The sequence below is a fragment of the Pseudomonas sp. LBUM1672 genome, from assembly GCF_059695655.1.
Map to the genome: position 1 here is coordinate 192,761 of NZ_CP166781.1, position 13,465 is coordinate 206,225.

Annotated in this window: 14 protein-coding genes; 11 read left to right on the top strand and 3 right to left on the bottom strand. The window is 58.7% G+C overall.

Going from position 1 to position 13,465, the window contains the following annotated elements; translation table 11 throughout:
* Window positions 1–126 precede the first annotated feature (126 nt).
* From cysT to ACA053_RS00880, 3 genes are read left to right on the top strand one after another with little or no spacing between them, the layout of a single operon-like run.
* A complete protein-coding gene (cysT, locus tag ACA053_RS00870; RefSeq protein WP_109627246.1) occupies window positions 127–945 on the top strand; it encodes a sulfate ABC transporter permease subunit CysT in 819 nt (272 codons plus the stop codon).
* 12 nt (window positions 946–957) lie between these two features.
* On the top strand, window positions 958–1,827 hold the full coding sequence (gene cysW / locus ACA053_RS00875; RefSeq protein WP_109627248.1) for a sulfate ABC transporter permease subunit CysW: 870 nt from the start codon (window positions 958–960) through the stop codon (window positions 1,825–1,827).
* Window positions 1,828–1,830: 3 nt separating this feature from the next.
* A complete protein-coding gene (locus tag ACA053_RS00880; RefSeq protein ID WP_109627250.1) occupies window positions 1,831–2,820 on the top strand; it encodes a sulfate/molybdate ABC transporter ATP-binding protein in 990 nt (329 codons plus the stop codon).
* Between the two features lie 93 nt (window positions 2,821–2,913).
* Here the strand turns inward: ACA053_RS00880 and ACA053_RS00885 are convergent, their stop codons facing one another.
* Window positions 2,914–3,432, bottom strand: coding sequence for an Mpo1 family 2-hydroxy fatty acid dioxygenase (locus tag ACA053_RS00885; protein WP_497394342.1), 519 nt, complete (start codon window positions 3,430–3,432; stop codon window positions 2,914–2,916).
* An 84-nt stretch (window positions 3,433–3,516) separates the two neighbouring features.
* Here ACA053_RS00885 and ACA053_RS00890 point away from each other — a divergent pair, with 84 nt between their 5' ends.
* The 4 genes from ACA053_RS00890 (at window position 3,517) to ACA053_RS00905 (ending at window position 6,340) form a co-directional block, all read left to right on the top strand.
* Window positions 3,517–4,203, top strand: a complete 687-nt coding sequence (locus ACA053_RS00890; RefSeq protein WP_497314878.1) for a Crp/Fnr family transcriptional regulator — start codon at window positions 3,517–3,519, stop codon at window positions 4,201–4,203.
* A gap of 184 nt (window positions 4,204–4,387) precedes the next feature.
* Window positions 4,388–4,780: a response regulator gene (locus ACA053_RS00895; RefSeq protein WP_497314879.1), complete on the top strand. Its 393-nt coding sequence runs from the start codon at window positions 4,388–4,390 to the stop codon at window positions 4,778–4,780.
* A gap of 86 nt (window positions 4,781–4,866) precedes the next feature.
* A complete protein-coding gene (locus tag ACA053_RS00900) occupies window positions 4,867–5,115 on the top strand; it encodes a helix-turn-helix domain-containing protein (RefSeq protein WP_109627262.1) in 249 nt (82 codons plus the stop codon).
* A complete protein-coding gene (locus tag ACA053_RS00905) occupies window positions 5,108–6,340 on the top strand; it encodes a type II toxin-antitoxin system HipA family toxin (protein ID WP_497394343.1) in 1,233 nt (410 codons plus the stop codon). Before ACA053_RS00900 ends, ACA053_RS00905 begins: the two co-directional genes overlap by 8 nt.
* A gap of 81 nt (window positions 6,341–6,421) precedes the next feature.
* Here the strand turns inward: ACA053_RS00905 and ACA053_RS00910 are convergent, their stop codons facing one another.
* Window positions 6,422–7,426 (bottom strand): AraC family transcriptional regulator, encoded by a 1,005-nt coding sequence (locus ACA053_RS00910; RefSeq protein WP_497314883.1) that lies wholly within the window; start codon window positions 7,424–7,426, stop codon window positions 6,422–6,424.
* A 100-nt stretch (window positions 7,427–7,526) separates the two neighbouring features.
* Between ACA053_RS00910 and ACA053_RS00915 the strand changes: the two genes are divergently transcribed.
* The 4 genes from ACA053_RS00915 (at window position 7,527) to ACA053_RS00930 (ending at window position 11,497) form a co-directional block, all read left to right on the top strand.
* Complete coding sequence (locus ACA053_RS00915; protein ID WP_497394344.1) at window positions 7,527–8,600, top strand: fatty acid desaturase; 1,074 nt, start codon at window positions 7,527–7,529, stop codon at window positions 8,598–8,600.
* A 381-nt stretch (window positions 8,601–8,981) separates the two neighbouring features.
* On the top strand, window positions 8,982–9,563 hold the full coding sequence (locus tag ACA053_RS00920) for an alpha/beta hydrolase (protein ID WP_497314887.1): 582 nt from the start codon (window positions 8,982–8,984) through the stop codon (window positions 9,561–9,563).
* 57 nt (window positions 9,564–9,620) lie between these two features.
* Window positions 9,621–10,553, top strand: coding sequence for a sigma 54-interacting transcriptional regulator (locus tag ACA053_RS00925; RefSeq protein ID WP_497314889.1), 933 nt, complete (start codon window positions 9,621–9,623; stop codon window positions 10,551–10,553).
* A gap of 161 nt (window positions 10,554–10,714) precedes the next feature.
* Window positions 10,715–11,497, top strand: a complete 783-nt coding sequence (locus ACA053_RS00930) for a MetQ/NlpA family ABC transporter substrate-binding protein (RefSeq protein WP_064675356.1) — start codon at window positions 10,715–10,717, stop codon at window positions 11,495–11,497.
* A gap of 525 nt (window positions 11,498–12,022) precedes the next feature.
* Here ACA053_RS00930 and ACA053_RS00935 read toward each other — a convergent pair.
* Complete coding sequence (locus tag ACA053_RS00935) at window positions 12,023–13,183, bottom strand: AAA family ATPase (RefSeq protein WP_497394345.1); 1,161 nt, start codon at window positions 13,181–13,183, stop codon at window positions 12,023–12,025.
* Window positions 13,184–13,465: the final 282 nt, after the last annotated feature.

Below are 13,465 nucleotides of genomic sequence, written 5' to 3' on the forward strand. Positions count from 1 at the left end.
GGAGCGGGCTTGCTCGCGAAGGCGGTGTGTCAGACGACGACAATGTTGACTGATACCCCCTCTTCGCGAGCAAGCCCGCTCCCACATTGATGCGTTTAGCGGATAGCTTTTTAACCAAGGACTTTTATGTCGCGTCGTATCTCCCCCGTCATACCCGGCTTCGGGCTGACGCTGGGCTACACCTTGGTGTACCTCAGCCTGATTGTGCTCATTCCACTGGCGGCGATGTTCGTGCATGCCGCTCAACTCACCTGGGATCAGTTCTGGGCGATTATCTCGGCGCCACGGGTGCTCGCCGCGTTGAAGCTGAGCTTCGGCACCGCGCTCTATGCCGCGATCATCAACGGCATTATCGGCACGCTGCTGGCCTGGGTGCTGGTGCGCTATACCTTTCCGGGTCGAAAGATCATCGACGCGATGATCGACCTGCCCTTCGCATTGCCCACTGCCGTGGCCGGTATCGCGCTGACTGCGCTATACGCGCCCAATGGTTGGGTGGGTCAGTTTGCAGCGGACCTGGGTTTCAAGATCGCGTATACCCCCCTCGGCATCACCCTTGCCCTCACTTTTGTGACGCTTCCATTCGTAGTACGTACCGTACAGCCAGTATTGGCCGATATCCCCCGTGAAGTGGAAGAGGCGGCGGCTTGCCTGGGCGCAAAACCGTTGCAGGTTTTCCGCCATATTCTGGTGCCCGCGCTGCTGCCTGCCTGGCTCACCGGTTTCGCGCTAGCCTTTGCCCGTGGGGTCGGCGAGTACGGTTCGGTGATTTTCATCGCCGGCAACATGCCGATGAAAACCGAGATCCTGCCGCTGCTGATCATGGTCAAACTCGACCAGTACGATTACACCGGTGCCACGTCCATTGGTGTACTGATGCTGGTGGTTTCCTTCGTTCTGTTGCTGCTGATCAACTTGCTGCAACGACGCATCGAAACCCCATAAGGAGGCGCAGAAATGTCCCAATCGTCTATTGCTGCTGCTTCCTCGAACGCCGCCCGCCGTGGCAGCGCTTCATCGCGGCGAATCCTGATCGGCCTTGGCTGGCTGGTGTTCGCCCTGTTCCTGTTGCTGCCGCTGGTGATCGTGGTGTCTCAGGGCCTGAAGCTCGGAATCGGTGCGTTCTTCACCGCGATCTTCGAACCCGACGCTTTGTCGGCCCTGAAACTCACGGTCATCGCCGTGCTGATTTCGGTGCCGCTGAACGTGGTGTTCGGCGTCAGCGCGGCGTGGTGTGTGAGCAAATACTCGTTCCGTGGCAAAAGTATGCTGGTCACGCTGATCGACCTGCCGTTCTCGGTCTCGCCGGTCATCGCCGGTCTGGTCTACGTGCTGATGTTCGGCGCCCAGGGCCTGTTCGGGCCGTGGTTGCAGGATCACGACATCCAGATCGTCTTCGCCTTGCCAGGCATCGTGCTGGCGACGATCTTCGTCACCGTGCCGTTCGTGGCCCGTGAGCTGATCCCGCTGATGCAGGAACAGGGCACCCAGGAAGAAGAGGCCGCGCGCTTGCTTGGGGCCAATGGCTGGCAGATGTTCTGGCACGTCACCGTTCCCAATATCAAATGGGGCCTGATCTACGGCGTGGTGTTGTGTACCGCGCGGGCGATGGGTGAATTCGGTGCGGTGTCGGTGGTTTCCGGGCACATTCGCGGGGTGACCAACACCTTGCCGCTGCACGTCGAGATCCTCTACAACGAATACAACCACGTGGCCGCGTTCGCTGTGGCGAGCCTGTTGCTGATCATGGCGCTCTTCATCCTGCTGCTTAAGCAGTGGAGCGAAAACCGTATTAACCGCCTGCGCGCCAGCGCCGCGGAGGAATAATTCATGTCGATCGAAGTGCGTAACGTCAGCAAGAATTTCAACGCGTTCAAGGCGCTGGACAACATCAGCCTGGATATTCAAAGCGGCGAACTCGTCGCGCTGCTCGGCCCGTCGGGTTGCGGCAAGACCACGCTGCTGCGGATCATCGCCGGCCTGGAAACCCCGGATCAGGGCAACATCGTGTTCCACGGGGAAGACGTTTCCGGCCATGACGTGCGTGATCGCAATGTCGGCTTCGTGTTTCAGCACTACGCGCTGTTCCGGCACATGACGGTGTTCGACAACGTCGCGTTCGGCCTGCGCATGAAACCGAAAAACCAGCGCCCGAGTGAAAGCCAGATTGCGGTGAAGGTGCATGAACTGCTGAACATGGTGCAACTGGACTGGCTGTCGGATCGCTACCCGGAGCAACTCTCCGGCGGTCAGCGTCAGCGCATCGCGTTGGCCCGTGCCCTGGCGGTTGAGCCGAAAGTGCTGCTGCTCGACGAGCCGTTCGGCGCCCTCGATGCCAAGGTCCGTAAAGAACTGCGTCGCTGGCTGGCGCGGCTGCACGAAGACATCAACCTGACCTCGGTGTTCGTGACCCACGATCAGGAAGAGGCCATGGAAGTCGCCGACCGTATCGTGGTGATGAACAAAGGCGTGATCGAACAGATTGGCTCACCGGGCGACGTCTACGAAAACCCGGCCAGCGATTTCGTTTATCACTTCCTCGGCGATTCGAACCGTCTGCATCTGGGTGAAGACAACCACGTGCTGTTCCGTCCGCACGAAGTGTCACTGTCGCGGCATGAGCTGGAAGATCACCATGCGGCCGAGGTACGGGATATCCGTCCGCTGGGCGCGACGACTCGGGTCACGTTGAAGGTCGAAGGCCAGAGCGAGTTGATCGAAGCTGAAGTGGTGAAGGATCACGACAGCCTGATCGGTTTGGCGAAGGGCGAGACGTTGTTCTTCAAGCCCAAGGTCTGGCAGAAACTCGCCAACATCTAGGATCAAAAGCTTCGCGGGCAAGCCTCGCTCCTACAGGGAATCTATGGTGTATATAGAACCCCTGTGGGAGCGAGGCTTGCCCGCGAAAGCGATCTACGCAGCAGCACGCTTCGGATTAACCCGCACACCCCCCACCCGCGCCTCGATCTGCTCTTTCAAATCCCGCCGTAACCCCAGCAAAAACACCAGCTCAACCGCCACAAACAACGGCCCGACAATCAACCCCGTCACATCATCGACAAACGCCGGTTTGCGCCCTTCGTAATGATGGCCGACAAACTGAATCGCCCAGCCCACCACGAACATCCCGATCCCGCTCGCCAGCCACACCAGCGTACTTTGCTGCGCAAGAACCTGACCCGCCCAAACGCACAGCCCCAGCAACACGGTCATCAAAACCCCGAGGCGCACTTCCAGACGCAGGTAAAACCACGCCGAGGCCAGTGCCACCAGCATCGCCGGGGAAACCCAGCCTCCAACCCATTGCGGCCGCGACAGCAACACCGCCACGGCCACCACAATCAACGGAATCCCGATAAAGTGGCTGGCAATGTTGCGCGGGTCACGGTGGTACGCGGCGTATTGACTGAGATGGTCAACGAGGCTTTTCATTGTTATTCCTCCTGTAGGGTGATTGATCATGCCTCGGGCTCACCTTTCGCTCTGTCAGGCAGGCGACAATCTCCAGGAGTTTTCATGGACATGCAGGTCTGGCGTTCGCGCCTGGAGTCGGGGCAGTGGTTCAGTCATTTACCTGTTCCCTTACAGGATAGTCTGCTGGCTGCGGCCCGGGTGCGACGGTTGTCTTCGGGGCAACTGCTGTTCAAGCGCGGTGATCCGCCGTGCGGGCTGTATGCGGTGCTCGAAGGCTCGGTGCGCATCGGCGCGGTCAGCGAGCAGGGCAAGGAAGCATTGCTGAGCCTGGTGGAGTCGCCCCATTGGTTCGGCGAAATCTGCCTGTTCGACGGCCAGCCGCGCACTCACGATGCCTTCGGCGTGGGCCAGTGCACGCTGTTGCACATCCCGCAGGCGGCGCTGCTGGGGTTGCTCGACGAACAACCGGTGTACTGGCGGCAAGTGGCGCTGCTGATGAGCCACAAACTGCGCCTGACCTTCGTCAGCCTCGAACAACTGAGCCTGATGCCAGCGCCGGCACGCCTGGCTCATCGCCTGCTGATGATTGCCGAGGGTTATGGCGAATTCGATCCACCGCGACGGGTGCTGCAACTGCCGCAGGAGCAATTGGCGTCGATGTTGTCGCTGTCGCGGCAGACGACCAATCAGATTCTGAAGGACTTGCAGGGGCAGGGGATTATTGGCCTGGGCTACGGCGAAATCGAAATTCTGGATGCCGTACGGTTGCGGACGTTGGCCGCTATCTAGCTGCAACACATAACCTCTGTGGGAGCGGGCTTGCTCGCGAAGAGGGCGTGTCAGTCGACTTTAATGCAGCTGACACATCGCCTTCGCGAGCAAGCCCGCTCCCACAGGGGGGATGAATTGAAGTTTGTGATGGGCAATCGGCCCGAACGCGCCTAGCCTGTGATGACGACAATCGAGGTGTGCCATGCGTGTGCTGTTAGTAGAAGACGAACCGGAGATCGCCAAACGCCTGGCCAACGGCCTGAACGAGGCGAGTTATACGGTCGACGTGGCGCTTAACGGCATGGACGGCCGGCGTTTTATCGAGTCCGGCGAATACCAACTGATCATCCTCGACGTGATGCTGCCGGGCCTCAACGGCTGGCAGTTGCAGCAGCAGATCCGCAAGCTGGGTGACACGCCGGTACTGTTCCTCACCACCAAGGATGGCATCGAAGATCGCCTGCGCGGGTTGGAGCTGCATGAGGATGATTACTTGCTCAAGCCGTTTGCCGTGAGTGAGCTGGTGGCGCGGGTGCGCAAGTTGTTGCGGCGGGATCGGGGGGCGGTAGATTCAAGGGCCTGGGATAAAAAATGAGCTGGACTTCGGTATAAAACTGCACTAAATACAATGCATATTCACAATTTGTGGAAAATTGCACGGTATACGATGCAGGTTGAGCAATGGAAAACCTTGGCGAACTCATCCGATCTCTACGCAAAGAGCGAAAGCTTTCTCAGGATGCACTGGCAAAACAGTACGGCATGAGCCGTTCCACGATTTCAGGTATCGAGAACAACACCCTCTCGGAAATTGGTCTGCGTAAGGTTGAGGCGATCCTTAATGGATTCGGATACGTGCTTACCGCCGTGCCCCGTCAGTCGAAGCGCCCAACGTTGGACTCTCTGAAAAAGGCCAACTTCCATGGCTGAGCAGCAGGAAAAGGACAGGCTGCACATCAGTGTTTCCGGAGGGGCAATAGGCACCCTCGGTCGTGGTCAGTCTCGCGCAGATTCGGTTTTTACCTACGCCGAAAACGCGCAGGAGGAAAACGCAGTCTCGCTGACCATGCCGACGCGCCTTGAGAGTTACACGTGGGAGCAAGGTGTACTGCCCATTTTCGAAATGAACCTGCCCGAGGGCGCTCTGCGCGATGAATTGGTTCGTCGTTTCAGCAAAGCGGTGCGCGGGTTTGATGATTTCGCGATGCTGGCGATTGTCGGCCCGTATCAGCTTGGACGAGTGGGCATTGCGAACGCGCAAGATGCGAGTGACCGGCCCCCGGAAACCAGCCTTGCGGATCTTCTTGTACATGACGGCGCGCAAGGTTTGTTCGATGATCTGTTGCACACCTATGGCCAGTATTCGGGTGTTTCGGGCGTCCAGCCGAAAGTGCTTGTCCGGGACAGTGCGACAACGGTCGACCGACTGACCCATCGAGGCGCGACGCACCTGGTCAAATCCTTTCGTCCAGAGGAATACCCCGAGCTCGCGGCCAACGAGTATTTCTGCATGCGTGCCGCGCTGCATTGCGGACTTGAAGTGCCGACATTTGAACTCAGCGAGCACGGTAAATTTCTGGTCGTCAAACGTTTCGATCTCAATGATCGAGGGTATTTGGGGTTCGAGGATTTTTGTGTCCTCAATGCCTGGCCATCGAAGGCCAAATACGATGGCTCGTATGAAGGTGCCGCGAAGCAAATCAAAGAATTTGTCTCCCCGTCATTGCTCAACCAGGCGCTTGAATCTTTCTTCAAGATCGTCGCGCTCTCGTCCGGTTTGAAGAATGGCGACGCTCACCTCAAGAACTTCGGGGTGCTGTATGAACATTGCGCCACCGATGCTCAGATCAACCTCGCTCCGGCCTACGACATCGTCACGACGTCGGTCTACATCAAGTCCGACAGCATGGCGTTGCTGTTAGGTGGATCAAAGGCTTGGCCCAAGTACAAAATGTTGATGCGGTTTGGTCGTTCGGCCTGCAACCTGACGGAAGGGCGCTGCAATGAACTGCTGCAACAGGTTGCTCATGGGATGGATGTGGCGATGGGCGAGATGGCTCACTACATTCGGGCTAACCGCGGTTTTGCCGAGGTTGGCGACGCGATGATGGATCAGTGGAAATCAGGTGTTGCACGAAGTCTGGTCAAAAGCTGAGAACGATGTAGTGCATTGACGATCGCCTTCGCGAGCTTGCTCGCGATGAGCCCGGAACAGTCAATCCACCTTCCAGATTTGTCACCGCAACCCATCCCGAAACTGCCCCGGTGTCATCCCGGTCCAGCGTTTGAACGCGCGGCTGAAGCTGCTCGTATCGGCGAACCCCAACAAATAACTGATCTCACTCAATGAGCATTGCGGATCACGCAGGTGCAGCAGCGCCAGGTTTTCCCGACTTTCGTTGAGCAGCGTATCGAACCGACAGCCTTCGTCCGCCAGATGCCGTTGCAGGCTGCGCAAGCTCAAGTGCAGGGCCTTGGCGATGTGTTCGGCGCTGGGTTCGCCTTCGGGCAATTGCTCTTCAATGGCATCGCGGACCTTGCGTTCCCAGGTCAGCGGTTTGAGTTGTGCCAGGGTGCGCTTGAGCACCGCTTCGTTGTGTTCGGCCAGTTCCGGGTTGGCGTCGTCCAGGTGACTGTCGAAGTCCGCGAGGGCGAATTCCAGTCGGTCCTCGTCGGCGGCGAAATACACTGGCGAACGAAAGACTTTGTGCCATTGATGCGGGTCGGCCGGTTCCGGGCGGCGCAAGTACACCGCCATGGGAGCATATTCGCGGCCCAGGCGATTGCGGCAGGTGCGCACGTAGATCGCGGCAAATGCGTCGATGGCTTCGAGTGCCGGTGCGGGATTGCCTTCGGGAATTTTCAGGCGGAAACGGTAGCGATCCTCGGTGCGAGTCAGCTCCAGTTCCAAAGCATCGCTGACCACCTGGTGATAACGCACGATGCGCTCGAACACTTCACGCAGACTGCCACTGGCCACCAATGCATAACCGAGCGCATGAAACGTTGTCGGGCTGACAAAGCGCGACACCCGCAGGCCAATCGCCGGGTCGCCACTGACCTGCACCGCGATTTCCCACAGGCGCGTGGTGCCCGACAACGGGTAACGGGCGTTCGGGTCGTCCATCAACTGCGGGTCGAGCCCCGCCTGTTGGCACAGGGCGGTGCTGTCGAGGCCCAACGCATCAAGTTGCTTGCGCAGGGCGCGGGTCCAGCTGGCGAGGGAGGTCGGTTCAGTCATGCTGATTGGCGCTTCCGGTCAACAGGTTGGCGTTCACGGCTACCACCTTGCGAGGGTTCACAAGGCAGGATGCGAACATCAATAACCAGAGGATGGAAGCATGGACCGTACTTCTGCAAGTCCCCAACGACTGAATGCCGCCCAACGATCAGCCCATATTCGCGAAGTGGTGCTGGCCAGAGGCGTCGAGCTGCGCAAACGCTACCCGATTCTCAACCATCAGGACGCCTTGGGCGCGGGCATTCTGGCCTTCGCCCTGGCTGGAATGATCGGTTCGGCGGCGCTCTACCTGACCGGGCACATGGCCTGGTGGGTGTGCCTGTTGCTCAATGCGTTCTTCGCCTCGTTGACCCACGAGTTGGAACACGACCTGATTCATAGCATGTACTTTCGCAAGCAACGCGTGCCGCATAACCTGATGATGGGGCTGGTGTGGTTGGCACGGCCGAGCACGATCAATCCGTGGATTCGTCGGCATTTGCACCTCAATCACCACAAGGTGTCCGGTACGGAAGCCGACATGGAAGAGCGCGCGATCACCAATGGTGAACCCTGGGGTTTTGCGCGGCTGCTGATGGTCGGCGACAACGTGATGTCGGCGTTCATTCGCATGCTGCGGGCGAATACCTGGGCTCATAAAATCAGCATCATCAAACGCGCACTGAAGGTGTACGCGCCGCTGGCGCTGGTGCATTGGGGGGCGTGGTATGTGTTTCTCGGTTTCCATGCCGCCAACGGCATCGCCTATCTGCTGGGCGCATCGATTGAATGGTCGGCGACCACGCTGTCGGTGATGCAAGTGATCGATATCGCCGCGGTGGTGATCATCGGCCCGAACGTGTTGCGCACGTTTTGCCTGCACTTTGTCAGCTCCAACATGCACTACTACGGAGACGTGGAGCCGGGGAATGTGATTCAGCAAACCCAAGTGCTGAACCCTTGGTGGATGTGGCCGATGCAAGCGTTCTGCTTCAACTTCGGCAGCAGCCACGGGATTCATCACTTTGTGGTGAAGGAACCGTTTTACATCCGCCAGATGACCGTGCCGGTGGCGCATAAGGTGATGCGTGAGATGGGGGTTCGGTTCAATGATTTCGGGACGTTTGCACGGGCGAACCGATTTGTGCGCCAGGGCGCGACAGAGCCACAGCAAGTGCGTGCTGCTCAGGTCTGAGCAATGTCTGCGGAAACTCAAAAGCGAAAACGTCCGTCATCAATTTGACCCAAAGGAACGGTAGGTTGTGACGCAAGCAGCGAAGATTCGGCGGTTGTTCAGGGTGATTGGTATATGCAATTCGGGTCTAACAAAGGAATTAAATATTCCTTTATTGGATAACTGATTTCGCCAATCATCGGCTTCAGAATTGTTGATCAGCGCAAATAGATTTTGAGTTTCCGGGGCCGTCTCCTTGGCAGGGTGCGGTCCCTTTTTTTATCTATTCAAAACCACTGCATATTCCTTGTGGGTCTTAATAAATAGCTTCTTATTCATTAACGAATATAACTCTCCTCCCTATACTCGACCGGGAACAGACACGCAGCAGGAGAGTTCCCCATGCGCAACGAATCAATTCGCTACCTGATTGTGCCGGGCTGGCAAGGATCGCCGGAAGATCATTGGCAAAGCCACTGGCAGAACAGTCTGCCGAACAGCGCGCGGGTGGAGCAGGCCGATTGGCTGACGCCACGTCGTGAAGACTGGGTAGCGGCGCTGGCCGAGGCGATTGCCGCTGACAGCACGCCGGTGATCTTGATTGCGCACAGTCTGGGTTGCATTACCGTTGCGCATTGGGCCGCCACTGCACCTCTGAATCTTTTGCGTCAGGTGCGCGGTGCCTTGCTGGTCGCGCCGGCGGACGTCGAGCGCCCCGCGTGCTCGCCGGCGCTGCGTAACTTCGCGCCGATCCCGAGCCACTTGTTGCCCTTCCCGAGTCAGGTCGTCAGCTCCGACAACGACAGCGCCGTCAGTGCGCCGCGAGCCCTTGAGCTGGCCCGTAACTGGGGCTCCGAGGCGGGGATTCTGGCGGGTGCCGGGCACATAAACGTGAAGTCCGGTCACCAGCGCTGGGAGCAGGGTTTTGCCTATCTCTATCGCCTGCAAAACCGTATGGAACATCACGCCCTGCGACGTGCGTAAACCTTTTTCTTGTTAAACGCCCCCCGTCTCCCCGGCGGTTTTGGGCGGGAGTCTGCCATGAGTTTTGAAGCCTTCGGCCAGCCACTGCTGACCTTCCCCGACGCCGAAAAAAGCCCGCTGAGCATTCGTGCCAAGGCGCTGGTGTTTGTCGATCCGCGCTCCCGTCAGTTGCGCCAGGAGCTGGAGCAACTGGCGCCGCGCTCGATCTCAGTGTTGATCCGTGGCGAGACCGGCAGCGGCAAGGAATTGCTCGCGCGGCATATTCATCGTGCGAGTGATCGCGGCGGGTTGTTCGTCTCGGTCAATTGCGGTGCCATCAGCCCGACCTATGCCGACGCTGAACTGTTCGGCTACGCCGCCGGCAGTTACAGCGGTTCGGCCAGCAGCCGTGCGGGGTGGTTCGGTTCGGCCAACGGGGGAACGCTTTATCTGGATGAGATCGGCGACTTGCCGCTGCCAATCCAGATCAAATTGCTCGTCGCGCTGGAAAACCACGAAGTCACCCGCGTTGGCGCTCATCAACCGAGCCCGGTGGACGTGCGCTTGGTGGCAGCCACCAGCATCGACCTGGCGCAAGCGGTGGCGGCCGGGAAATTTCATGAACGGCTTTATCACTACCTCGGCGAAGGCCAGCTCGAACTGCCCGCATTGCGCGAGCGAGTCGGCGATATCCTTTCGTTGTCCGAATATTTCCTCGGCATCTACAGCCAGCGCCTCGACCTGCCGGTGCCGCTGATCAGCGAAGCCGCGCAGCTTGTGCTGGAGCGGCACAGTTGGCCGGGCAACACCCGGGAGCTGGAAAACGTCATTCACTTTGCGCTGCTGGTCAGCACCGGCGACGAGATTCTGCCTGAGCATTTGAATCTGCCGGAGGTGCCTGTGTCGTTGGTGCAGATTGAGCAACAAGTAACTCACACGATCAAAAGCGGCACGGCTGCCGAGCGTTCGGCACTCAAGCGTTTGCTGGAAAGCCTGGCGCAGACGCTGTAGTTATCGGTATGAACAAAATGGAATATGAAAGTGAATAAAAGATATTGTTCGGGAATAAAAAATCCCGGTATTGTCCGCTTCACGCCAGCGATAGCACTTCAATGGCACTCGTACTAATAGCCGTCGTCGACGACGACCGTGATTTTCGATAAGGACACTGCATGAAAAAGGTTCTGTTGTTCACCGCACTGGCGGCTGCCCTGACTGCGGGTCTGGCCCAGGCTGGCGAGAAACTGGTGGTTGCGGCGACCCCCGTTCCACACGCCGAGATTCTTGAATTGATCAAGCCAACCCTCGCCAAAGAAGGCGTGGACCTGGAAATCAAAGTCTTCACCGACTACGTTCAGCCGAACGTACAGGTCGATCAGAAGCGTCTGGACGCCAACTACTTCCAGACCCTGCCGTACCTGAAAAGCTTCAACGAAGGCAAAGGCACCAACCTGGTGACCGTGATCGGTGTGCACGTCGAACCATTTGGCGGCTACTCGAAGAAAGTCAAATCCCTGGCTGAGCTGAAAGACGGCGCGACCATTGCCATCCCGAACGAAGGCAGCAACAGCGGCCGTGCCCTGATCCTGCTGCAGAAGGCTGGCCTGATCGAGTTGAAAGACCCGAAAAACGCCTTGGCCACCCCGAAAGACATCGCCAAGAATCCGCACAACTTCAAGTTCAAGGAACTGGAATCGGCCATGCTGCCGCGTGTGCTGGACCAGGTCGACCTGGACATGATCAACACCAACTACGCGCTGGAAGCAGGTCTGAACCCGGCTAAAGACGCGCTGGTCATCGAAGGTGCGGATTCGCCTTACGTGAACTTCCTGGTGGCCCGTCCGGACAACAAGGACAGCGTTGCCATCCAGAAACTGGCCAAAGCCCTGACCAGCCCGGAAGTGAAAGCATTCATCGAGAAGAAGTACAGCGGCGCGGTACTGCCGGCGTTCTGATTCGCGAGGTAAAACCCTTCAAGGTTTCGAACGCCGACGGCTGATAGAGCGTCGGCGTTTTTTTGTGTGTGCGAGAAACCTGTGGCGAGGAAGCTTTTGTGGCGAGGGGCAAGCCCCCTCGCCACAAGGGACCTGTTCGCTTCAGGAGGTCAGGCCACCCGGGCCTCCAATGCCCGGCGCAATGCCACCAATAACTTCACGATTTCCTGCGGATCCAACCGCTGCGGCACTTTCACGTCAGCCATTTTTCTCTTCCTTGTGAGGGTTCGGCCAGGGAGTCTGGCCAAAAGCTGTGCGTCCTTGGAGGGGTTTTTCGAAAAAAAGATCCCTCCTACAGCTGCAAGGAAAATAGTCGTGTTCCTTTGCCTCGGCAAATCCGCAGAATAGTTTTTTGCGTGATATCAATATGCTTTTAAAACAAAGGGCATCAAGACAGTTGCTCCCACAGTTGACCGAGTTGCCCAGACGGGACGCGGTCTGATGTGGGAGCGGGCTTGCTCGCGAAAGCGGTTATCAGACGCGGACTTAGTCTGGCCAATGCCAGGCAGGCTCATCCAGCACCCGCTGCCCGACAATCCCCGTCTGGCCCAATGTCTTCTCCAACACAATGCAATTGCACTCCGGATCCTCCTGCAACGCCGAAATCAATCGCCGCGCATGGGACACCACCCAAACCTGGCACTGCTCCGACGCCCGGATAATCAACCGCGCCAGCGCCGGCAACAGATCTGGGTGCAAACTGGTTTCCGGCTCGTTCAGCACCATCAACGTCGGCGGCCGAGGCGTCAGCAGCGCCGCCACCAGCAACAAATAACGCAAGGTCCCGTCCGACAACTCGGCCGCCGACAACGGCCGCAGCAACCCCTCCTGGAAAAACTCAATCGCAAACCGCCCGCCCTGCAACGGCGCGATGTTCAATCGCGCACCGGGGAACGCGTCGCTGATCGCAGTCTGCAGCGCCTCGGGGTCGCCGATTTCACGAATCGTCTGCAACGCGGCGGCGAGGTCGCGCCCGTCGTGGTGCAACACCGGCGTGCGGGTGCCCAATTGTGGTTGGCGCACCGGCGCATCGGCATCGCTGCGAAAGTGATCGTAGAAGCGCCAGCGGCGGATGAATTCCCGCAGTTGCATGACTTCCGGCGAGGTACGGAAGCTGCCGACCTGATCGAACAGGCTGTCGAAATTCGGTGTGTGCTGGGCGAGCACGTCCCAGTCGCGACCGACACGGGCGCGGATCATCGGGCCGTTACGTTCCACTAGAAGACTGGCCGGGCGATAAACCGGACCGTTCCAGATGCATTCCTTTTTGATTTCCGGGTCCAGGGAAAACTCAGACAGGCTCGGCTCCGGTAAACCCAGGGCGATCGAGTAGCTGAAATCCTCGCCAGCGAATCCCAGGCGCAGGCGTTTGGCGCCGTGGCGTACGGTCGCCTCGATCGGGACTTCACCGTTACGCATGCGCCGGGTGATGGTTTCCGGCCCGGCCCAGAACGTCGAGTGCAGCCCGCCCTCGCGGGCCAAAGCGTTGACGACGCCACCCTGAGCAGTTTCCGCCAGCAGGCGCAACGCGCGGTACAGGTTGGATTTACCGCTGCCGTTGGGGCCGGTAATCAGGTTCAGCCGACCCAGCGGAATCACCAATTTATTGATCGAGCGGTAATTGGCCACCGCGAGGGTTTTGAGCATAAGAGCGTCCTGCTGCAGAGGCCGTCAGTTTGCCTTATTGTCGGGAACACTGTGATCTCACTAGCGAGCTTTTGTGGCGAGCGAGCTTGCTCGCGCTGGGCTGCGAAGCGGCCCCAAACCATCCAACGAGGTGTGTCAGGCAAAACGAGGCGCAGGTCTTGCGTCTGCTGCGCAGCCGAGCGGGAGCAAGCTCCCTCGCCACAGGCAAAGCCCCTTGGCAAAGGGGATAGTAGTAATCCTGTGCACCCGTGGAACCCTGTTCTAAGCTCACAGTCGTATCGC